This is a genomic window from Vagococcus xieshaowenii, assembly GCF_004792515.1.
Classification (GTDB): domain Bacteria; phylum Bacillota; class Bacilli; order Lactobacillales; family Vagococcaceae; genus Vagococcus_A; species Vagococcus_A xieshaowenii.
The window spans coordinates 157617-181578 of the sequence record NZ_CP038865.1 but is presented as its reverse complement, the minus strand read 5'-3'; the positions used below and the strand labels follow the sequence as shown (position 1 = coordinate 181578).

The 23962-nt window shown below is 37.2% G+C and carries 21 protein-coding genes; 3 read left to right on the top strand and 18 right to left on the bottom strand.

All coding sequences use genetic code 11. From position 1 onward, the window contains the following. Positions 1-131: 131 nt before the first annotated feature. Positions 132-908 (top strand): Cof-type HAD-IIB family hydrolase, encoded by a 777-nt coding sequence (locus E4Z98_RS00825; protein ID WP_135254404.1) that lies wholly within the window; start codon positions 132-134, stop codon positions 906-908. A gap of 51 nt (positions 909-959) precedes the next feature. Here E4Z98_RS00825 and E4Z98_RS00820 read toward each other — a convergent pair whose 3' ends face one another. Continuing rightward, the gene (locus E4Z98_RS00820) at positions 960-1700 is read right to left on the bottom strand and encodes a hypothetical protein (RefSeq protein ID WP_135254405.1); all 741 of its coding nucleotides are present in this window, start codon (positions 1698-1700) and stop codon (positions 960-962) included. A 159-nt stretch (positions 1701-1859) separates the two neighbouring features. Between E4Z98_RS00820 and E4Z98_RS00815 the strand changes: the two genes are divergently transcribed. After that, complete coding sequence (locus E4Z98_RS00815; RefSeq protein WP_241856704.1) at positions 1860-2834, top strand: dipeptidase; 975 nt, start codon at positions 1860-1862, stop codon at positions 2832-2834. 70 nt (positions 2835-2904) lie between these two features. Here E4Z98_RS00815 and E4Z98_RS00810 read toward each other — a convergent pair whose 3' ends face one another. The 6 genes from E4Z98_RS00810 to E4Z98_RS00785 form a co-directional block, all read right to left on the bottom strand. Beyond that, positions 2905-4218, bottom strand: coding sequence for an MDR family MFS transporter (locus E4Z98_RS00810; protein ID WP_241856735.1), 1314 nt, complete (start codon positions 4216-4218; stop codon positions 2905-2907). Between the two features lie 70 nt (positions 4219-4288). Beyond that, positions 4289-4729, bottom strand: coding sequence for a MarR family winged helix-turn-helix transcriptional regulator (locus E4Z98_RS00805; protein WP_135254406.1), 441 nt, complete (start codon positions 4727-4729; stop codon positions 4289-4291). A 141-nt stretch (positions 4730-4870) separates the two neighbouring features. After that, complete coding sequence (locus E4Z98_RS00800; RefSeq protein ID WP_135254407.1) at positions 4871-5380, bottom strand: QueT transporter family protein; 510 nt, start codon at positions 5378-5380, stop codon at positions 4871-4873. Between the two features lie 132 nt (positions 5381-5512). Further along, complete coding sequence (locus E4Z98_RS00795; RefSeq protein ID WP_135254408.1) at positions 5513-6274, bottom strand: 3-oxoacyl-ACP reductase; 762 nt, start codon at positions 6272-6274, stop codon at positions 5513-5515. After that, positions 6271-6492, bottom strand: a complete 222-nt coding sequence (locus tag E4Z98_RS00790) for a DUF2829 domain-containing protein (protein WP_135254409.1) — start codon at positions 6490-6492, stop codon at positions 6271-6273. Before E4Z98_RS00790 ends, E4Z98_RS00795 begins: the two co-directional genes overlap by 4 nt. A gap of 116 nt (positions 6493-6608) precedes the next feature. After that, on the bottom strand, positions 6609-7298 hold the full coding sequence (locus E4Z98_RS00785) for a TerC family protein (RefSeq protein WP_135254410.1): 690 nt from the start codon (positions 7296-7298) through the stop codon (positions 6609-6611). Positions 7299-7619: 321 nt separating this feature from the next. Between E4Z98_RS00785 and E4Z98_RS00780 the strand changes: the two genes are divergently transcribed. Continuing rightward, positions 7620-8120, top strand: coding sequence for a DUF2798 domain-containing protein (locus tag E4Z98_RS00780; protein ID WP_135254411.1), 501 nt, complete (start codon positions 7620-7622; stop codon positions 8118-8120). A gap of 10 nt (positions 8121-8130) precedes the next feature. Here the strand turns inward: E4Z98_RS00780 and E4Z98_RS00775 are convergent, their stop codons facing one another. The 11 genes from E4Z98_RS00775 to E4Z98_RS00725 all read right to left on the bottom strand — a co-directional run bounded on the left by E4Z98_RS00775 (position 8131) and on the right by E4Z98_RS00725 (position 23962). Next, entirely contained in the window at positions 8131-8946 is an 816-nt protein-coding gene (locus E4Z98_RS00775) for a DUF1129 family protein (RefSeq protein ID WP_135254412.1), read from the bottom strand. After that, on the bottom strand, positions 8939-9271 hold the full coding sequence (locus E4Z98_RS00770; protein ID WP_135254413.1) for a PadR family transcriptional regulator: 333 nt from the start codon (positions 9269-9271) through the stop codon (positions 8939-8941). The genes E4Z98_RS00775 and E4Z98_RS00770 overlap by 8 nt, the downstream gene beginning before the upstream one ends. 138 nt (positions 9272-9409) lie before the next feature. Continuing rightward, the gene (locus E4Z98_RS00765) at positions 9410-9787 is read right to left on the bottom strand and encodes a hypothetical protein (RefSeq protein ID WP_209316302.1); all 378 of its coding nucleotides are present in this window, start codon (positions 9785-9787) and stop codon (positions 9410-9412) included. 148 nt (positions 9788-9935) lie between these two features. Beyond that, complete coding sequence (locus E4Z98_RS00760; RefSeq protein WP_135254414.1) at positions 9936-11252, bottom strand: NCS2 family permease; 1317 nt, start codon at positions 11250-11252, stop codon at positions 9936-9938. A gap of 235 nt (positions 11253-11487) precedes the next feature. Then, entirely contained in the window at positions 11488-11823 is a 336-nt protein-coding gene (locus E4Z98_RS00755; RefSeq protein WP_210410154.1) for a YcxB family protein, read from the bottom strand. A gap of 312 nt (positions 11824-12135) precedes the next feature. Beyond that, positions 12136-13809 carry a ribonuclease J gene (locus tag E4Z98_RS00750; RefSeq protein WP_135254416.1) on the bottom strand — a complete coding sequence of 558 codons (1674 nt, stop codon included), beginning with the start codon at positions 13807-13809 and terminating at the stop codon, positions 12136-12138. Positions 13810-14167: 358 nt separating this feature from the next. Next, complete coding sequence (locus E4Z98_RS00745; RefSeq protein WP_135254417.1) at positions 14168-14527, bottom strand: hypothetical protein; 360 nt, start codon at positions 14525-14527, stop codon at positions 14168-14170. A 128-nt stretch (positions 14528-14655) separates the two neighbouring features. Beyond that, positions 14656-16368: an ABC transporter ATP-binding protein gene (locus E4Z98_RS00740; RefSeq protein WP_135254418.1), complete on the bottom strand. Its 1713-nt coding sequence runs from the start codon at positions 16366-16368 to the stop codon at positions 14656-14658. A 71-nt stretch (positions 16369-16439) separates the two neighbouring features. Further along, positions 16440-17540 (bottom strand): non-hydrolyzing UDP-N-acetylglucosamine 2-epimerase, encoded by a 1101-nt coding sequence (wecB, locus tag E4Z98_RS00735; protein WP_209316303.1) that lies wholly within the window; start codon positions 17538-17540, stop codon positions 16440-16442. Between the two features lie 88 nt (positions 17541-17628). Then, a complete protein-coding gene (locus tag E4Z98_RS00730; protein WP_135254419.1) occupies positions 17629-20793 on the bottom strand; it encodes a DEAD/DEAH box helicase in 3165 nt (1054 codons plus the stop codon). Positions 20794-20803: 10 nt separating this feature from the next. After that, positions 20804-23962: an AAA family ATPase gene (locus tag E4Z98_RS00725; protein WP_135254420.1), complete on the bottom strand. Its 3159-nt coding sequence runs from the start codon at positions 23960-23962 to the stop codon at positions 20804-20806.

Genomic DNA, 23962 nt, shown 5'->3' with positions numbered 1-23962 from the left:
TAATAGTAACACATTTATATTTAAAGGTCATTATAAAAACGATAGACCAACTATTTATCCACCGAGTCGCAAAATTATGATACACTGTATAAATAATGAATGATAATGAGAAAGTGAGTGACGAGAAGTTTATGACACGTAAGTTAATTGCCTTTGATATTGATGGCACAATTTTAGATAGCAATAAGCAACCATTACCTAGTACCTTAGCTGCTCTCAAACAATTAAGAGAAGATGGACATATGTTAATGATTGCGACAGGACGTAGTTATTTATTTGCTAAAGAGGTGATTGAGTCCTTAGGTTTTGATCATTATATTCTATGCAATGGTGCAGGCGCCTTTGTTAACCATCAACAAGTGTATAAAAATATTTTAGAACCAAACGATTTAAAGCGTTTTATTGAATTGACTAAGGAAATGGCTATTGATACCGCAGCTCTAAACCTAACAATTATTAAACGAAACACTGATTTTAAACCAGGTATTATGGATGATGCTATGCGTTCATTTGGGCAAGAAATCCCTGAATTCGATGAACACTTCTATCATGAAAATGATATCTATCAAGCATTAGCTTATTATGACAAGACCCTTGATGGTTACTTCGATCAAGACTTCCCACAATTTCGTTTTGTTCGTTGGCATGAGAACAGTGTAGATGTTGTCCCTCATAACGGCTCAAAAGCAGCAACAATCATGCATGTTGCTGAACAATTTGGCTTCAAAAAAGAAGACACTATTGCATTTGGTGATGGACTGAATGATTTTGAAATGTTACAAACAGTTGGCACTGGCGTAGCAATGGGTAATGCCGAAGACGAGGTCAAAGCGATTGCGACAATGGTCACTGATACTAACGACAACGATGGTATCGCAAAAGCACTACAACAGCTAGGACTTATTTAAATCAAAAGGAAGGACGAATATTATCGACCTTCCTTTTTGCTATTATAATCGTCAATAAGCAAAAAAAGTGGAAAAACTAGGCAAACGTTCCAACTCATAATAATCTCCCCATGAACTCACCACAAAACGTTGTGTAACCTCATTAAAATCAACCAACATGACGGTATGAAAATTTATTTGTTGATGATGATACGATACCTCTTCTGGTGCCATTAACTGCATTTTGGTTAGATAACTGGTCATGGTAATAATTTTTCCTGAACGTAAGGCTTTTATTAAGCGATGACGACTAGGCCAACTCAACCATTTCCCCTTGATTGCTAAACCGTGTTCTTTTGTATACCGATAAAGATTCATACGAATATCACCTGCTCTAATGCCAGGATGTCTTAATTTAAAGCGCAAAGACGTATGAGGCAAATGGTGCCAATTGTTTTGAGTATAGTAAAAATCCAGCAACAAGGAAACAAAATCAACACGTTGTCTTTCTTTATAAAACGCAAAGCCATAGGCAATTTCATACAATGCTGGTTGCTTCGCATATTTTTGTAAAATAATCGTCGTCGCCGCTGCAAAACCACAGCCTTCCTGATGAATCTCGGTTAAAAAATAGCGTATTTCTTCTTCTGTCAATTCTCTGCGAAATAAGCCTTCAAGTTGTGTCGCCATTCTGTCTTTCAATACTGAATGGTTGTCTTTCCAAATCGCTAACGGTCTACCTTGATCTGCTCCAAATTGCCCGCGTATTGAACGAAAAACTTCTTGGTAATCTTCTTTCAGTTCTTTTCTCATTTACCTCACCTTCCCTTCTGACTCGTTAATATCATCATAACATAACAAGCTATCAATCGAATATTCCGACATTTGCTAATAGTCTTTTTCATTTAACAAGAGGCTTTCTTTAGACAAGCTGTTAGAAAAAGCGTAATATTAAAGGAAAAATAAAAAGGAATGATGTTCATGAAAGCCATTGACTTACATTGTGATACTATCACACGCATTGATGGAACACCTGAGAATAGTTTGTTTCAGAACCATTTACAAATAGATTTACAAAAGATGAAAGAAAGTGGCACCATTCTGCAAAATTTTGCCATTTATTTAGATAAAGCAACGACACCTAATCTTTACGATTCATGCCATCACTATATCGATTTGTATGAACGTGAATTGAAAAAGAATCGTGAACATATTGCACCTGTATTATCTTATCAAGATTATTTAACCAATCAAGAACATGGCAAATTAAGTAGTCTCTTAACAATGGAAGAAGGCGCACCCCTTGAAGGACGCATTGATTATTTAGAAGAATTCTATCAGCGTGGTGTCCGTATGTTGACCCTAACATGGAACTACCAAAATGAATTAGGCTATCCCAATAGTTTATTTGTTGAAGAAAAAAGCGGATTGCTATCCACGTATCAAAAAGGGCTAACCCCAGTTGGTATTGATATCATTCAACGTATGAATCAATTAGGCATGATCATTGATGTCTCACACGGATCTGATCAATTAGTCAACGATGTTTTAACCTATACCGACCGACCGTTTGTCGCTAGTCATTCTAACGCTCGTGAAGTGACATATCATTCACGTAACTTACCCGACGACTTAATTAAAGCGATTAGTGAACGTGGTGGTATCATCGGTCTTAATTATTGTGAAAACTTCTTACGCAAGCCTAATGACACACAGCCACTCGTTCACGCCATCGCGTGCCATGCTAAACATTTAAAACAAGTAGGTGGTATCGAATGTATCGCCTTAGGTTCTGATTTTGACGGTATTCCTGTTAATGAAGAACTAAAAGACATACGCTCTATCACTAAGATTGCTCAGGCGCTATCACAGGCAGGTTTTAGTACCACAGAAATAGAAAAAATCTTCTATCAAAACGTCGAACGTTTATACAAAGAATTATTATAAAAAGTAGCTGTGACAACTATCTGTCACAGCTACTCTTTTCTAATATAAAAGATGTTTCAAAAAACTGCTTCTATTTCGTTTTATTCTTCATTGTAAGACCCATTACTAATAGAAAGACAGAGATACCGCTCATTATCAAAAACGTCATATTTAAACCGTGCATCTCATTAATCGTTTGTGAGCCTAGATTGCTATGACTCGCGATATTGTGCATGACACTAACAAAAACAGCTGTTCCAATCGCCCCTGAAATCGTTCTTAATGAAGTTAATAGTGCCGTTCCATGTGCCATTAATTGTTTTGGCACGTTGCTTGAGCCCCAAGTAACAAACGGCATCATCAAACAACCAATCGCCGCACAACGTAATGCGTTGAGTACTCCCGATACAATGATACTAGTCTGATCTGTCACAAAAAACATGCCTGCATTGCTTAATGTTAAACAACTAGCCCCAATAATCGTTAATACTTTCATTCCCATCTTGTCATACATTTTACCAGCAATTGGACTAATAAACGCCATCACCAATGAACCAGGTAAAACAACCAATCCTGAAACAGTCGCTGACTTGCCTAAAATCGTTTGAATATATAACGGTAAAATCATTGTTGACCCCATCATCACAAGATACAGCAACATACTACCAATCACACTCATCGTATATTCTTTGTTTTTAAAGACACGTAAATCTAAAAACGGTTGTGCTAGCTTGAATTGACGTCGGGCAAATATTACTAAAGCTAGTATACCTATTAGTAACATACCTCCCGCATTAAAACTTGCCAATGAATACGTGCCTAAATTACCAATTCCTAATGTAATTCCACTAAAACCAATTGCGCTCAACGCAAAGGAACTCACATCAAACGACTTAACAGAAATTTCTAATACATTATCAAACACTTTCCAGGCCCAAATCAGTGAAATCACTACTACCACCATGACAACGTAAAAAATCATACGCCAATTCCACAAGTCGACAATCATACCCGCAAGCGTTGGTGCTACAACAGGGGCAGCACTTAATGATAAGCCATACCATCCCATGATAGCACCACGTTTTTCAGGCGGATAGATCGTCAATAAAATAACCTGCGCCATCGATGTTAAAATTCCGTTACCCGTTGCTTGCAACACACGCGCAAACATCATCATCGGAAAATTGGTTGCTGTTGCACACAATAATAACCCTATCAAGGCTAACAATAACCCACTGATGTATAATTTTTTAGTTGGAAAACGAGTAATTAAAAATGCTGTTAAAGGCATGACAATCCCCATCGCTAACGAGTAACCACTCGTCAACCATTGCCCCATTGTCATATCAATAGATAAATCCGATACAATAGCGGGTAAAGCTGTTGTTAACGCTGTAGCTAGCATCGTTAAGGCGATACACGTAATCACGATATTAATAAAAATCATCGTGCGTCTTTTATCGGTTAAAACTAAGTTATTCAAACAATTCTTCCTCCATCTCCAGATAATACCGTTCTATTTTTGATAAAATCTGATAAAAATTTTCTTTCTCATCTTCTTCAAGAATTGAGACCATTTCTTTATGTGCTTCTATTCTCTTTTTCTTCACCAGTTCAGCTTGAATACGTCCTTCTTCTGTTAAAGAAATAATACTCACACGTTTGTCATTTGGTGATACTTTTTTAGAAACATAGCCTTTTTGTTCTAATTTAGCAATTAATTCTCCTGCCGAGGTTGAACGAATTTGTAAAACTTCTGCTAGTTCTTTTTGGCTAAGTGTTCCTCTATTATCTAAGGCTAATAAACAACGGTACTGCCCTCGCATAGGGGTCAAATTCCCGTATTTCTTTTCTGTATAACGACGATTTAATCGGTTAATTTCAAAAAACAACTCTACTAATTTTTCATTCTCCATATAATAGCTCCTTTCTTGTCATTTCCTCTTAGCAGTATACATAGGTACCTAACGAATGTCAAACAATAACAAAAGGACACGCAAACACGTGCCCCATCATTATTTTCCCATTTGACTAATTTATTGCTCTATTCTAATTAATTATTTAGTTAAATCTATTTTTTTTGAGATCCAGTGGATTAAGACACCACCTACTGTCATTGAGAATAATTCTCCTAGGCCAATTGCTAACCAGTTAATAAAAAATGGTGCCTGATACATAATGGTTAATTGGCCGGAAACCGTAAACATGGAAATAGCAAATATAACAGCCGTCACCGCTAACTTTAGTGGCATTGACGTCATATTTCTTGTAATAAATAAATTAAATTGTAGGACTAAAAACGTGCAAACACTTCCTACCGCAACATCAATCACTCCTAATGGCGAGAAGATGTTAGCTATTGCCACACCAAGTGTCACTGCCCATACATATTTTTTGTTGTACAAAGATAAATAATTAAACATTTCTGCCAACCGTAATTGCAACGCACCAAAACTTATGACCGACAAAAATAAGGTAATCACGACATATAATCCTGTGACTACGCCGATTGTGGCAATTTCTTTCGTGTTGAATTGACGACGTGCGCCTTCTCTTGATTCATTCATATTCGTTCTCCTTTACAAGCTAAACTTGTTAATAACTACAACCAAAGGATGGGAAAATCTCCGACTGAAGTGTTGTAGTGCGAATTTTTTTCGCTCATTAATAGCATACAGGTTTTCAACAAATAATCAACCTTATTTTATTAACCAACCACCATCAATTGGGACAATAACTCCCTGAAGATAGCTTGCTTGTGGCGTCGCTAAAAATAAGGTTAGTTCCGCTACTTCCTCAGGTTGCGCCCAACGCTTAACAGGTGTCTCATTAGCCACCCATTTTGCCATCTCACCATCTCCTAAAAAATCAGCTTTCGTCATAGCAGTTTGGATAGCCCCTGGCGCTATTCCTTTAACCGTTATCCCTTGTGCGGCATAATCAAGCGCCAGTTGTTTAGTGAATCCTGCAACAGCATGTTTCGACATGGTATAAGCAATACCACCGCCACCAGCAATCATCCCGGCAATTGATGTCATATTGATAATCGTTCCTCTTTTATTGGCTAACATCTGAGGTAACACTAACCTTGTCAGGCGATACATACTTTTTACATTTGTCTCATATATAGCATCCCATAAGTCTTCATCTGTCTTATGAAGCGGTAAATAGTCATCCAGAATGCCCGCAGTATTCAGTAAAATCGTGATACTGCCAAACATCCGATCACATTGAGCTAACGCTTCTTCTAACGTGGCTTGTTGGCAAATATCTCCGACAAAGTAGCCAAAATGAGCCGGATACTTTTTAGTAAGTTCTAACATTTTTCCCTCTTGACAATCCACCCCAAACACATACGCTTCTTGTCCTAAAAAAGCTTCCACCTGTGATAAGCCAATACCTGAAGCTGCCCCTGTAACAAGCACCACTTGATTAGCCAAGTCTAAATACTTATTTCTCATTGAACAATCGCCCAATCATCTGCCAAAATATCGCAAACAGTCGGTGCAAAACTAGAAAAGCCTTCATCACTTGTTTTAATTAAAAAATAAGGGGTTACCGGTGAACCATCAAAAACGTCATCTTCTACTAACGTGACATATAACTCAAAACCACCCCAACCTTTACGAATAATCTTGGCACCTTTTTTTAATTCAGGTAATATCTCTTCAAATGTCATACTCCATCATCTCTCCTTCTCATCTTTCTTACAATTATACATCAGTTTGTGAACCAATTGATAGACAAAAAGGTGATTCATCTTGACAGAATGAATCACCTTTTAACTATCTGTTATTATGACTTAACTGTTGAATTGGTTGCCTGTACACGATTCATTAATAACTTACCTAAAATCAAAATAGCCCCAAAAATAACAGGAACTGCTGGTGTATGACTAATATTTGGCACAAGACCATCAACAAAATGGGCAATCGCATGATCTTCTACAAACATTTTACCTGCTGTATAAGCAATCATCACTGCTCCTACCCAAATTAATGCTGGAAATTTATCCATTAGTTTGATAATCACTTGACTACCAAAAATAATAATTGGAATACTTACTGCTAAACCAATGACTGCTAAACCAAAATGACCATCAGCTGTTCCAGCAATGGCAATCACATTGTCTAAACTCATGACTAAGTCAGCCATTAAAATCGTACGAATCGCTGAAAAATAAGAACCGCCAGATGCTTTGATATTTGCTTCATCATCAGTATCGGTCTTTAATAAATCATACGCAATATATAATAGTAATAAACTACCGATGATTTTAACATACGGTAACATTAATAGTTGAACAGCTATTAACATCAAGACGACACGTAAAATAATCGCACCTGCTGTTCCAATCATAATGGCATTCTTACGTTTACTCTCTTCCAAACCACGCGTTGCTAAAGCAATCACGACGGCATTATCTCCACTCAAGACAATATCAAATAAAATAATCGACGCTAGTTTTGTTGCGAATTCTAACACTTAAAAACATCCTTTTCTCTTCTAGTTTAAAAAATACCACAACTGAACGTGACACTTAATGTTTCATGTCCACTTGTGAAATTTCCCTTACAAATTATAACGGACTAGCAAGAAAAATCAAAGCATTATACATCAAATTTCACAAGAAATTAGAGGTTTTTCATGAAAACAATGCAAATCATTAGTTTGGATTGTTTATTTGTGTTAAGCTACAAAAAGTTAAAAATATAATAGCGTATAATGGTTCAGCAAAAAACAGCTGCACGTTTCGACGTGTAGGTATTCTTTGCTGAACTTTTTTATGCTTACAGGAGGACAAACATGGAGTTTTATATGAAGTTACCACGTAATGCTAAAGAAGGGATTTTATTTACACTGATAATTGCCTTATTATCAGTTAACTTGATTGCACCAATCATTTCAATGTTAGAAGCCGGCTTTACAATGGACACTTATACTACTATTTTGAAAAAAATACCCTTTATCTTCATTGCGGTTTTAGTTGTTGTGTCACTATTACATCCGTTAGGCTCAAAATTAGCACAAAAAATCGTAGGAGAAAACGATAGTTTCAATTCAAAAATTATTATTGACACGCTATGTACCGTTTTCTTCATGTCAATGGTGATGACCATCATCGGTAATTGGTTCGGAATGGGTGAGCTATCACTAGCCCCCTTCAAAACATTTTTCCACAAATGGCCACGTAACTTTGGTGTAGCTTTTGCTGTTGAATTATTAATTGCTCAACCTATTGCTAGAGCCGTCATGAATGCCATACATAAAAAACAAGACGCTAGAGTAGCTAAAACAGCAAAATAAAAAAGAAGCCTTAACGGGCTTCTTTTTTTTCTAAATACTTCACCACTCCTACAACGATGACACCTATTAAAGCCAGTCCAATGAGTGTGATTTTTTCTTCAGACCAGTTGGTGAAATAATACAAAGCTTGTTGCACCAATCCACAGCACCCAACTAGCGCTCCTATCCGATACAACCCACGCCATCCCTCACCAAATCGAGAGCTGATATCACAAATCAACATAATCACGATAAACAAGCCAATTATCAACACATTATATGGAAAACTAATCGTGAAATTCCAAGTATTTGGTAAAAAAGTTGCTATATAACCACTAATCCCCAAAAATATCATTGGAAGCATTCCATACTTGAACATATCGAGATATTTATTTTTCACCTTTTGATACACCGATTTTTTAGTCATCTGTATAAATAGTCCCACATATATCGGGACAATAATAATGGACATAGCGTAAAACAATGGATTAATGGTCGCAACTTTCGATCCACCAAAATCCGTTATCATAAAGGCTAACCAAAAAATCGCTACAATAAATGTTACTAACTTAAAGCGAGATTTCCAACTAGAAGGCGGGGTATTTTTTAACAATTCATCAGCAATTGCTTGAGAATCTTGACCAAAAAATTCTTCTGCTCTTTCACCATGCGACTGCGCTTCTACCAAGTCAACGGCAATTTGATAGATTTGTTCATTCAGTTTCTCCTCATCCAAAAAAATACTGGATAAACCTAAGTACTGTTGAATTTTACCGAAGAACGCCTTATTTTTGGGCGTTAACTGTTCTGCCAATTGATTGGCTTGTTCACGATAGTTCTTAGACATATTCGTCTGCTCCTTCCATTAACCGATCCACTTTTTCAACTAATTCTTGCCACTGATTCTTAAAACCAGACAAATACGCTTGCCCTTCTGTTGTAATCGTAAAATACTTTCGGTCAGGCCCTTCTGGTGATTTTTTCATCTCACCATTAATCAAGCCATTTTTTTCTAATTTTTGTAGTAGCGGGTAAATCGTGCCACCGATAATGGTTTGAAATCCCGCAGCTTTTAAACGTTGCACTAATTCATAGCCATATATTTCCTCTTCCGCAATAATTGCTAATACACAACCATCGAGTACGCCTTTTAATAATTGTGTTTCTTTCATTGGCCTCTCCTACTTCCTAGCTATTATGTTTTACATACTAGTTACAACTATAGAATAGCACATCCTCACTAGTATGTAAAGCAACCTAGTTAGCATTAAAAAAACGCTACTCGATTAGAGTAACGTTACTTCATCTTATTAAGCCTCTTGTTTTTTTGATTTCATCGTCCAAACGGTCAAACTAACCACGCCCATAACCATCATCGCGATACTTCTAGGCATCACTTCTGGATCCATCGCAAACATTACATTGGTACGGAACCAACTTTGAAATGGTAAACCTACACCTAATAATACCGCAAAGAATAAAATCTTTGTCATGATCGATTTACCCTTCATTTTTTTTATATTATGATTCACAAATAATCTTAGTAAACCTAATCCTAACCCAACCGCAAAAAAGATTGGTAAAAACAAACGCGCAGCTGAGCCTGCGTATAATGCTTGAATTAACAATGTAATGCTACCTGTTAGTGATATACCTAAAACAACATTTTTAATCATTTCTTTATTCATTGATAGTCTCCTTTTGTTCATTGACACGTTTACATTTCAGTGATTAACATCTTATCACACAATTTATTTTATTGTCAACGAAATTGACATGGAGTTAAACTAAGTTAACAAAAAAGGATTGATAGCCTAAGCCACCAATCCTTTACCATTATTTATTTACATTTAATATCCACATAAATCCTATAAACACAAAAAACAGTGCATACATAATAGGTGACACTTCTTTACCACGTTTTGCGGCAATCATTGTGATTGGATAGAAGATAAAGCCTAACGCGATTCCATCAGAAATACTGTAAGTTAATGGCATCCCAATTAAAATTAAAAAGGCTGGTATCGCAATTTCAAGAGAACCCCAATCAATATCACGTAATTCTTGTGCCATTAAAACACCTACAATGATCAAGGCTGGTGCAGTCACTTGTGACGTTACAACTGCTAAAAGTGGTGAAAAGAATAAACCAAATATAAAGAAAATACCTGTTGAAATAGCCGTCAATCCAGAACGTCCACCTACTGCGATACCTGCTGAAGACTCAACATACGCACCTACTGGAGACGTACCAAATAATGAACCTGCCATCATGGCTGTTGAATCAGCAGCCAACGCTTTACCCACACGAGGCATTTTATTATCTTTCATAAAACCTGCTTGATTAGCTAAACCAACTAATGTCCCTGCTGTATCAAAGAAGGTTACTAATAAGAAAGTTAAGACCACAACGACTAATTGTAGTGAATTAATATCTTTCACATGACTCAACGCTACCATGAACGTTGGTTTCAAACTTGGTGCAGCGGACACAATTTTTTCTGGTGCCCCAATTAACCCTGTTCCCAGACCTAATAAGGTTGTAGCAGCCATCCCAATAAAAATCGCTCCTGGAATTTTACGAATCATTAATACAGCAGTTGCTACCAAACCAAAAATAGTTAACCATGTAGTACCAACCGTTAAATCACCTAATCCAACCAATGTTGAATCATTTGCTACAATAATACCACCTTCATTTAATCCTAAGAAGGCGATGAACAATCCAATTCCCCCACCAATCGCATGTTTCAAATCAGCAGGAATCGCATCAATAATCATTTCTCGTAATTTAAATACGGTAATTAGAATAAAAATTAACGAAGCAACAAATACGCCCGCCAAAGCTGTTTCCCAAGGAACACCCATTCCTATACATACCGTATATGAGAAGAACGCATTAATTCCTAACGCAGGTGCTGTTGCAATTGGGTAACGCGCTAATAATCCCATTAGAATACAGCCAAACGCACTTGCTAATGCTGTTGCAGTAAACACTGCTCCCTCATCCATTCCTGATGCCCCTAATACCGTTGGGTTCACGAATAAAATATACGCCATTGACACAAACGTTGTAAAACCAGCTAAAATTTCACGACGCACTGTCGTATTTAGCTTCTCAATCTCGAAATAAGAAAGAATCTTGTCTTTCATACTATTTCCTCCTAAAAACCGAACATTAAAATATAATATTCTTATTTTTTTATTTTTTTAACACAACGTTATCTATATTAAACTAAAAAAGTTAGGAAGTAAACTAAAACACTAAAAGTAACCCTTTACAATTTAGATTAATTAAAATTGTTTAATTTCTTATTCTCACTAATTTTTCTATAACAAAAAAAGCCTCGCTATCCTTATAAAAAATGAACAGCGTGACCTTTCATGATTATTTATTCACAGATTGGATAGCCCCTGAAAAATGTTGCTGAATAAGCGCTATTAATGCCTGTTGTTGTTCAGCGCTTAATACTCGTTTGGGTAAGGTGCTAATTTGACGCTCAACAAATTCAAATAAGAAAAACTCCTTCGTTTCATAGATATTTCCAACCGATTCCCAATTAATAGTGGATAACTCCTTACGATCATTCGCAATGTAAAATCCTTCATCTGAAATAGTTAAATCAAGTTTTTCAAATGCTTTTTGATTTATTTCCTTTTTAGCCCAACGTTTTGCTGTCCAAATAGAAGAATAGTAACCGACAACAAGAAAGAAAACACCCAAGAGCAGTTCTCCAAGCATCATCAGTCCATACCCATACATTTCAGAAAAAAATAGCGTTAACGCCGTCTAAATAATCGTGATATTATACAAACTATCTACAATTAATCCTACGCCCACCAAATAATAAAACCAAATAAGATATTTACTGATTTTATTAATATGTCGCGCATAAATACTATTCATGCGAATAAATTCTTTTTTTGTTAATTGATATTCTACTTTCATAAACTCCTCATCAAAAATAATAATCATTTTACGAACAACATTTTGTAAAAAAAGAAGTTGGATTACTTTCCAACCTCTTCTAATCTATTATTTTCTTCTCTGACTTGATTCCATAATCACTGGTAAAATCACTGGGCGTCGTTTAGTTTGTTCAAATAAGTAACGGCTTAATTGATCACGGATTTCTTGTTTTAGTTTGCTCCACTCGAAATCGTTATCAACTAACTGTTCTTCCACAATTTTCTCAACGATTTTAGCACTTTCTTCCACTAATTCACGATTATCTTTAACGTAAACGAATCCTCGTGTAGTAATTTGTGGTTTAGCTACTACTTTACGTGTTTTACGATTAATGGTAGTTACCGCAATGAAGACACCATCTTCAGATAAGATACGGCGATCACGTAGGACGATATTCCCAATATCACCAACACCTATACCATCGACCATGACATTTTGAGCGTCCACGCTACCTGCCATATGCATGCGTTTGCCATCATATTCAATAATATCTCCACGACCTGTCAAGAAGATATTACGATAATCCATCCCGACATCATGGGCTAAATCAGCATGTGCTGCTAACACACGATATTCCCCTTGAATAGGAACAAAATAACGTGGTTTCATTAAATTAATCATTAACTGTAAGTCAGCTGGACTACCATGTCCTGAGACTTTAATATTATCAGAAATCGTACGAACGGTTGCCCCTGCACGATAAACTAAATTCTCTGTCTTCGCCATCTCTGTTTCCATAGCTGTTGATGGTGTTGTGGTAATGTATACCAAATCACCTTCACCCAGTTGAATGCCTCGACCACGTTGATTCGCCATACGTTGTAACGATTTGATAGGCTCGCCATGACGACCTGTTTCTAAAATCAATAATTCTTCTGGTTGATAGTTTTTCATTTCTTGATACTTAATAATTAACTCATCACTTGGCAACGTTAATTTATTTAAACGAATCGCCACTTGAATGACTTCGTTGATATTGCGTCCTGTTAAGACAACTTTACGATTTGCTCGATGTGCGGCATTGAAAATTTGTTGTAAACGTTGAATATTGCTAGCAACTGCTGCTACGACAATACGTCCATCCCAATATTTCACCGTGTCTTCTACTTCTTCAGCAATCTGTTTTTCAGATACTAATTGCGCAGGGTTTTCAGCATTTGATGAATCACTTAGTAAAGCAAACACGCCTTTTTGACCAATTTCTGCTAAGCGGCCAAAATCGGTTTTATACATATCAATGGCGCTATGATCAAATTTAAAGTCACCTGTATATACAATACTACCTTCTGTTGAACCTAACACAATCCCTAATGAATCTGGAATTGTATGCGTTGTTCTAAAGAAACTAACCGTACTAGTTGGAAAATCTATTTCGGTTTGTTCGTTTACAATATGAAAATCAGTAAATTTCTTCGAACCAGGGTAACCAGTTGTCGCTAATTTAGCTAATTCTACGGTTAATTCTGAACCAAAAACAGGAACTTCTACTGAAGCCAATAAATACGGCAATGCGCCAATCGCATCCGCATGACCATGTGTTAAAAACACACCGACAATACGCTCTTTATTTTCTACTAGGTAGGAAAAATCGGGAATTACTGAATCAATTCCTAATAAACCATTTTCTGGGTATTGCAATCCACAATCTAAAATATAGATATCCTCTTCTATTTCAGCTACATACATGTTTTTCCCATTTTCACGTACGCCACCAAAAGGGATGATTTTTATTGAACTCACAAACTTCACCTCTTTATTTTATTAACAGACAGCGTATTAAGGACTTGTTGATTCTGTACGAAAGAAAAGCTATTTGCCTCATCCTTTTTTCGCATATTGAAAAAGGTTACACAAACAGCTTTTTTCATTCTCGTAGGCCTTCTCAAGTCTTAATTGTCTATTTTTCTATGTCAGTTCTATTACTTCTTGATTATATTCTATCATATTCTTATTAAAATAGCTTGTTTTAATGCAACGTAGCAGTAGTGTCTGATAATAAAATAATAACTATTTATTATTTTATTACAGGCTAAACAACCTTCTACGATTAGAAATACATCTAAGTTTAGAAGGTTGTTACTTTATTTATAACGCTCGGCTACTTCTTCTTTTTATCGATTATAATAGAAAATTGATCTTTCTTTTGCCAATATTTATAGACAAGATGAAAAACACCCCACCCAAATAAAAAGATAGCATATACCGGACGGTCTTTCCAAATCGTTAAACCTACCACGCTAGATAGAACTAACATCACGATTAAATAATTCGTCATCATTCTATAAAAAACGTTTCTTTTGGTTAGTTTATCAAAATAAGCCTCTAATTTTTTTGGCTCTTGATTAAATTTTTTGCTTATTCTTTGCATTTGTATCAGCCATAATCCCATCGATAAGAAGATGGCACCATACGTACTCATTAAAAAGATTAAGATAATTTCGACAACGTCTACTAACATGTTTTTCCCCTCTATCGTACTACTATTACTTCCATCAAAAAAGTTTAGCAGTCTTTCATCATCAAGTCAATTAACGGACGGATGATAAAAGACTGCTAATTACTTATCTGTGACCTATTCTTACTAAATTACGCAAATTGCGCGTCGTGTAGTTTTTTATACGCGCCATTTAATGCTAGTAACTCCTCATGTGTGCCTTCTTCCACAATGCTTTGTTCGTTAATGACAATAATACGTGTCGCATATTTAATCGTTGCTAAACGATGTGCGATTATTAATGTCGTTCGTCCTTTAGCAAGTGAGAACAACGACTCTTGAATGACTTGTTCTGTTTCGGTATCAAGCGCTGAAGTTGCCTCATCTAGAATTAAAATGGGGGGATTTTTCAAGAACATACGCGCAATTGCGACACGTTGCTTTTGTCCTCCTGATAATTTTACTCCTCGTTCACCAATCACCGTATCTAATCCTTCAGGCATTTGGTTCACGACTTTTTCTAAGTGGGCTAATTTAACCGCTTCTTCAATCTCATCCTCGGTCGCCTCTAATTTACCATAGGCAATATTTTCTCGAATGGTACCGGGAAACAGGAACACTTCTTGTTGAACAATCCCTATTTGGCTTCTTAAAGAGTTAAGTGTGACATCTCGCACATCCATCCCATCTATTTGAAGCGATCCTCCTGTGATTTCGTAAAAACGAGGCACTAAATTAGTTAAAGTTGTTTTCCCCGCACCACTTGGGCCTACAAACGCAATTGTTTCACCCGGATTAATGGTCAAATGGATATCTTTCAACACTTCCGTCCCATCACTATAAGCAAATGATACCCCTTGATAGTTAATTTGGCCGGTAACTTTAGGTAAATCAACCGCGGTTTCTTTATCTTTAATTGCAGGTTCTTTATCAATTTCTTCTGTAAAGCGTTTGAATCCAGCAATTCCTTTAGGGTAGCTTTCAATCATAGTATTTACTTTTTCAATTGGTTTCACAAAAATATTAGCTAATAAGATAAAGCCGACAAACTGCCCGGTAGTAATGTCTCCTTTTAATATATAATACGAACCAAAAATCAGCGTAAATAAATTAATTAGACGAATCATAAAATAATTGTACGAAGAGCTTGTTCCCATTAAGCGGTAAAAAGCTAACTTAGCTTTGCGATACCCTTGGTTAAATCCGGCAAAGCGTTTTTCTTCAAATGATTCATTAGCAAATGCCTGAACCACACGAATCCCACTCACACTGGCTTCGATCCCTGCGTTAAACTCTCCTAAACTGTTGTATATTTCTGTGTTCACCTTGGTCATCTTCTTATTGAAGAAAACTAAAGCTATCGTTAGGAATGGAATCAAGACAAACGTTGCAATCGCCAACCCTGCATGTATTCTAAACATTAAAACAAATGACCCAATCAACGTCATAATGGTGATAAAAACATCTTCTGGACCATGATGGGCTACTTCAGAAATCTCAAACAAATCAGTAGTCAAACGACTCATTAACTTACCTGTCTTACTATTGTCAAAATACTCAAAAGGTTGTTTTTGCAAATGGGCAAATAATTGTTGTCTCATATCTGTTTCAATATTAACCCCTAACATATGCCCAAAATACACGACAATAAATTGTAGTAGCGTATTAATAATATAGAAGAATAATAATGCCAGACAGACCAATATTATCATCCGCCAATTGCCTTTTGGTAAGACGTTATCGATCACATTATTAACCACTACTGGAAATGCTAACTCCAAAGCAGCTGCAATAATAGCACAGGTAAAATCTAATATAAATAATTTTTTATACGGTTTATAATAGCTAAAAAATCGTTTTAACACTTATTCACACTCTCTTTCTTTGTGGATAAAAAAGTAGCGAACGACACGTCACTCGCTACTACCACCTTTATTTAGCCTAATTTTTCTAACAAAATATCAACAATTTGACGACTTGCGGTACCATCACCGTAAGGGTTAGCGGCCACTGACATCTGTTGATACACTTCTTTATTATCTAGCAACTGCTTGAAACTCTCGTAAATAGTCGCCTCTTGCGTCCCTACCAATTTCAACGTGCCAGCTGCGACTCCTTCTGGTCGTTCAGTTGTGTCACGCATCACTAGAACTGGTTTACCTAATGAAGGCGCCTCTTCTTGAATGCCGCCACTATCAGTCAAGATCAAATAACTATTCGCCAATAAATTATGAAAATCGACGACCTCAAGTGGCGCAATAATACTCATTCGATCAGAATCGCCAAAGAACTCATCAGCAAGTTCTCTGATCTGAGGATTCATATGAATTGGGTACACGACTTTAATGTCCGGATATTCATCAACAACTCGGCGAATTGCTTTAAACATATGACGCATCGGTTCCCCTAAGTTTTCACGACGATGGGCTGTAATTGTAATTAAACGACTATCCCCCACCCAATCTAGTATTTCATGACGGTGAGTCTGACTAACGGTAGTTTCTAAAGCATCAATCGCGGTATTTCCCGTCACAAAAATGCTTGCCTCGTCTTTGCCTTCACGTAATAAATTCTCTTTCGCCTGTTGAGTAGGAGCAAAATTAAACGCAGCCACTAATCCAACCGCTTGACGGTTAAACTCTTCTGGAAACGGTGAATAAATATTATACGTTCTAAGTCCTGCCTCCACGTGCCCTACAGGAATTCTCAAATAAAAGCAAGCTAATGAAGTTGCAAATGTTGTCGAGGTATCACCATGTACTAACACGACATCTGGTTGTTCTTTTTCTAGAATAGGTTTAATTCGGTCTAAAATATTCATGGTCACATCAAACAAATCTTGATTGTGCTTCATGATTTCCAAATCATAATCAGGTTGAATAGCAAACACGTTTAGTACTTGCTGTAACATCTCTTTATGTTGACCCGTCACACAGACAATGGTTTCAATTTCTGAACGACTTTGAAGTTCCTTCACTAAGGGGCTCATTTTAATCGCTTCAGGACGCGTCCCAAAAACGGTCATTACTTTTTTCACACTACATCGCCTCCTTTATATTATTAAATCTATCATATCAAAAAACACAGCATTAAGGTATGACAAAGCGTCTCGTTGCAGTCCACGATCATTCTAACAATAACGCTCTAATATCCTGTTCTGTTAGCTGACTTGAACTTGACCCCAGGATATCCGTAAATAGACTTTTCTTCTGGGCTTGTAGACTTACAATTTTTTCTTCAATTGTTCCTTCAGCGACCAAACGCCATACTTCGACTTCTTTTTTTTGTCCCATACGATGTGCACGACCTGTTGCTTGTTCTTCCACCGCAGGATTCCACCATAAGTCATATAAAATCACTGTATCTGCTCCCGTTAAGTTAAGACCGGTTCCTCCAGCTTTAAGTGAAATCAAGAAAATATTATGCTCACCTGCATTGAACGCATCCACCATTTCTTGACGCTTCGCACTTGGGGTACTGCCACGTAAATAAAACACTTCTTGCCCCATCTGTGCCATTCGTTCTTCAATAATAGATAGCATACTCGTAAATTGAGAAAAAATTAACATACGTCGGCCACTTGCTAAAGCTGAAGTTACCAGTGCTTCCAATTGTTTTAGCTTGCCTGATTCTCCTTGATAGTCTGGCATAAATAATTCAGGGCTACAGCAAATTTGGCGCAATCGGGTAATACCGGATAAAATACTAAAACGATTTTCTCTAAATTGCTCTGTGTTCATACCATTCATTTGTTCCTGAATTTCTTTTAATTGGGCTAGATAGACAACTTTTTGTTCCGGTGTTAATTCACTATAAATGGTATTCTCTACTTTATCAGGTAATTCTGTTAATACTTCTTGTTTTGTCCTTCTCAGAATAAACGGGCGAATCAGTTGACGAATATCTTCCGTGTTTAAGGACTGAAATTTCTTAAATGACGGAAGTAACCCTGGCATCAGCAAATAAAAGATTGCCCAAATTTCATCGACTTTATTCTCAATAGGTGTCCCACTTAAAGCAAAACGATGGCTCGCATTAGCGCGCTTGATTGCTTGGAATGTTTTGGTATTAGTGTTTTTAACCATCTGTGCTTCATCTAGAAATAAGGTATGACAGCGTCGCTTACGGTAAAGTTCTTCATCTTGGCGATAAGTACCATAAGAGGTTAAGACAATATCAAATTGTTCCCACTTCTCTAACTTCTCCTGTCTGCTTAAGGCATCACCACTAATAATGGCGATCGTCAAACTTGGGGCAAAACGTTCAAATTCTTTTTTCCAATTATAGACAAGGCTCGCTGGGGCAATAATTAAAATGGGCTCTGCTTCAGCTTCCTTCTCCTTCACATGCAAACAATAAGAGATGGTTTGAATCGTCTTTCCTAACCCCATATCATCTGCTAAAATACCACCAAACCCATAATCTTGTAACATCGTTAACCAACGATAACCCGTTAATTGATACGGGCGTAATTCGCCTACAAATGTTGAGGGAACAGCAATAGGACGTTGATCAAATTCACGTAAGTCTTGAACCATCTGCTCAAAAGCTGGTTCTAATGTCACATTATCTGTCTCCAATAATTGTTGAGATAATACAATACTTTGATATTTGGGTAACTGTAAATGGCCAAAATTGAAGCTTGGACGACTCGCCATTTTTTTCAATTGTTCTGCTAATCGTTGATAAGAATCATTTTCTAGCGACATCATTTGACCATTCGCTAAAGTATGAAACTTCTCTCCTTTTACTAAGCTAGTCAATACACCGTCGACTTCTTGTTCGGAAATACCTGAAATATCAAATTTAACATCTAACCAAGAGCGTTCAATATCAATCGTCATAGCGGGTTGGTACTTCATTCCTTCTAAGAATAGCTCTTCTATACTATCTTCCAGTTCTACTTGGTCAAAAAGCTCACGATAGCTAGGTAACTCTTTGGTAAAAAATTCATACAACGTTTCTTTTTCAGGGAATTGCTTTTGCAATACTCCTGACGATGTAATAAATCCGCTTGCTTCTAGCTGTCTAGCTAAACGCGTCTCTGTCGGAATATCACGTTGAATAATCACATCATAATCGTTAGAACGTTCTGGATAATAGAAACTATACTCACCATATGAAAAGACAGCCTGTGCCTCAAGCAACTGATCTGTTTGCGTTAAATATAAGGCACTAGATAGCTCTTCTTCCACCCACTCAATCTCAAAAGAGTCCGAAAATGTCAACTGACTAATCATCTTCAACTGAGGATAAATCACTTCAAAAAAGGGCTGACGTTGCGCTTGTATAAAGACCAACGTATTATCTGATACCTTTTTTAATGTTGTTTGAATGATACGAAAAAGTTCTAATTGTTTATATGCCAGTTCACTAAAGGCGCCTTCGTGATAGAAAAAATTTTCTTCTGTAAAGAACACATCATAATTCGGCTCAAGTTTTACACTAATCACGCCTTGGTTATCCTCTGAAATAAAGCCTTGATAAGGTAGGTCGTCTTCCCATCTCAACGGATGAGGTGAGAGCGTTCCTGTCATTTTATTTTCAATAAGCGACGCATCAAATAATGCGTCATCTAACCATTTCTTTATTAAGAACTTAGGCACTAATAAACTTTTGGACGGCAAAGTCATGCCACGATCATACGCTAATAATTTACGCTGATGCTTCATTAAAACAAGTAAGCTTTCAATAAAAGCAATCGCATCTGAATCAAACGCTTCAGATGACAGGTAATAATTCGCTTGTTTGGTTTCATAGACACCGGTTTGTTCATACTTCAATAAAAAATTAGTAATATCTCGGACAATATAAAGTTTGCCCCCTTGGTAACCAATTTTCAAACTCACTGTCAAACTTCCTATACTCGCATCATCAAAGGGACCTTTGTCACTTTCTAACACCACTTTAATAGCTAGTGGCGATAACTCATTGGCGTGTTTGGTCAAAGTATTGGTTAGTGTCGTCACTAATTTTTCTGAAATATTTGGTGATTGTTGCAATCCTTGCAGGGAATGATTGTTAGCCATCACACGTTGATAGCCTAAATCACGTAAATAAAGTTCCACTGCTACGGTATGTTTGCAATAACCTCTTGATTCCCATGCCGGACAGGTACAACGATCTTGCTCTTTAACTGTCCCGTCAAGCACGACTTGATAACGCTTAGTCCCAATGACTTCTGCGTACCATTCTTCAAGTTGACGATCATAACTTAATGTTGTGACACGCCCTTCATCGACGTAAGCTCGACCCTTCTGGACAAAGCGTTCTGGTATTGACCATCTCATAGTTTCATCGCTACCCTTCTTGTAATTGATACTTAATATGACTTTCGCCCACTCCACCGGCTACTACTTGGATTTGTTGGGGAATTCGTTCTTTCAATTCTTTCACATGACTAATAATCCCTATCATGCGTCCTTTACTCTCTACTAGTTCCAATGCTTCAATCGCCATTTCCAGAGAATCTTCATCCAGCGAACCAAACCCTTCGTCAATAAAGAGCGCATCCACACGAATACCACCTGCTTGTGCTTGCATGACTTCACCTAATGCAAGTGAAAGTGATAAGGCCGCTACAAAACTCTCACCACCAGATAAGGTCGTTACACTTCTAGAGGCCCCTACATTATCGTCATAAACATTTAATTCTAACCCAGTATTTTTACCATACGTGCCAAAATTCTCTTCCAGTTCAAAGCTATAGCGATCATTTGTTAGTTTTCTTAATTTTTGATTGGCAACCTTCAATGTTTCTAAGAAATAAATTTGTAAGACATAACGTTCGACACTTAATTTATAACGACCGTCACCATTCGCCACATCCGCTAATGTCGTTAATTCTGCCAAATGTTCCCAGTCATTTTTTAACTGTTGATGCTGGGTGTCAATCTTTTGGTAAATTTGTTGATTGTGCTGAATGGCTTGTTGTGCCACACTAGCTAATTGTTGTTGCTTAGCTAATGCCGCTTGATTGTCTTGCTGTTTCTTGCGACATATCGCCACATCAGGATATGTGCGATTGGCTAAAGATTGCGTCAATTGTTCTAATAAAATCGTTTGTTTTTGTTTTGTTTGTTCATACTCATCAATGGTTGCTTTAGCCGTTTCTAACTTCAATAACTCTGCTTCATCTTGTAGTAGTTCTGATAAGGTCTTATCAAATCCGCTCTGTTCAATCGCACGCGTCACCTCGTTTTGACTATCACGCAAGCGTTCTTGTGCATTGATTAACTGCGCCTGTTGATGTTTTTCCTTTTCTTTAGCACTCACTTGCTGCTCTTTAAGTGCTTGATACGTTTGTTGGGCTTGCTGATAGGCCACTTGCCAATCTTCCCATTCCGTTTGCAACACATCGCGTTGTGCTTGATAATCTTTGGTTTGCCAATCTTCAGGTACTTCTTTTATTAATTGGGCTTCCTGTCCTTCAAGTTTCGTTAAACTTTGGATAATTGGCTGTTGTTGTGCTTGATTGTCCTGTATCAACGCGTCATGTTGCGCGATGACTTCTTGTTCGGCTACCAAAGCTTTTTTTAATTGTTCTATTTTATCTAACTGCTGGCTAATTTCTTCCATTTCAGTTGTGATTGCTGTTTGTTCAAGTACACATTTTGCCTGTTTACTCGCTATTAATGACGAAACATTTGTCCAATCCATTGGACAAGCTTGTGTCGGTAACAGTGATTGCCAACTTCCTTGTAATAGTTTGAGCTGTTCAGCTTGTTGTTTTTGATACTCATTGACAAGTTGCTCTGTACTCGCTGCTTGTCTTTCTTTAGCTAAATAGGCTTGTTCAGCTTGTTCACTGGCTTGCTCGGCTTCGATAATCGCCTCTACTGACCAATCCGTGCCATCATGTGGTATCGGATGTTCCAAACTACCGCAAACTGGGCAGGCTTCTCCTGGAATTAAATCCAAACTTAAACGGGCAATTTGACGTTTAGCTGCTTCTGATTTTTTTTGCTGATAATGTTGTTGTGCTTGTTGGGACTGTTCTCTATCCTCTTTTAATTGAATGGTTTGTTGCGCTAATTGCGCCATTAACAACACATAGGATGAGACTTGTTGACTCAGTCGTTCCCATTCACTGACTTGTAGTCTTAAAGCAGTCGCTTGTTCTTTAACTTCTGCCAACTTCTGGCGTAAGGCACTTTCTTTTGCTACTTCTGTTTGATGAATTTCTTGTTGTTCTAACAATTGACGGTGATGCTGTTCAGCTGTTTGATACGCCTCTTGTAGTAGTTGCAAAGCGTTTTGTTGCTCTTTTTGTTGCGCATGGATAGCCCTTAATTCCAATAACTTGGGCAAAAAACGATCAATAGTCGCCACTTGTTCTTTGACGGCTAATTTATTTATTTCTTGGACTTCTAGCTCTTTTAATCTTTGTTCGGCTTGTGCTAACTCACTTACGACAACTGTCACCGCTTTTAGTGACTCTTCATATATCTGTTCACTCTGGGTTAAAAAGGCTTGTTCTTTATGTAGTTGTCGAATATTTGGCTGTTGTTTGTCCAGCCATTCCCAATATAGCACTTCTTGTTTTAAGGTATCGATATCACCCTGTTGCTGTGTCAACACCTCTAATGAATGCGTCAATTGCGCTTGTTCAGCGAAGCGTTCGGCTAACTGTTCAGCATCATGCAATTGTTGCTCAATTAGCTGACGTTCACGTTCAAGTTGTTGAACCTGTTGCGCAACATCATCACCTTGCTGTTTAAAGACCGCATTTTGTTCCAAAATTAACGGCAAGCGTTCCGTGATAGCCGGAATATCTGTAAAGCGTTGTTGGAACTGATCATCTAAATTCAGTTGGCCAAACAGCCATTCAAGTTCTTGTTCTTCTTTTTCTAGCCGTTTGTTTTCTTCTTTTTTAACTTGCTTCAACTTATCAGCTAAAACATGATAAAAACGTGTACTAAATAAGCGTCTTAATACCACTTCTTTAGCATCACTATCCGCATTTAAGAAACGACGAAATTCTCCTTGAGGTAATAAAATAATTTGCGTAAACTGGGTGGCATTTAGATGTAATAATTCATCAATGGCCTGAGTGACTTCATTAATCTTCGTTAGCTGATTAATAGGTTCGCCTTGATCGTTTAACTGTGAAAAAGAAACTTTTGCTCCTTTTTCTGTCATGCCGTTGCCTTTTTTCTTAGCCAATAATTGCTTAGGCTCTCGTGCCACTTCGTAATGAGTCCCTTGATGTTCAAAGACAAATACGACACGCGTTGGACGACTCGCATCAGCGAAGTTAGAGCGCATCTCTTGGGCTTCACGCATGCCACCCGTTGTCTGACCATATAAGGCGTAACACATACCATCAAAAATCGTCGTCTTACCTGATCCTGTCTTACCACTAATCAAAAATAACGGTGTCTCCGAAAATATTGAAAAATCAATCGTTTCATAACGATAAGGACCAAAATTTTGCATTTCTAATCGAATAGGCTTCAT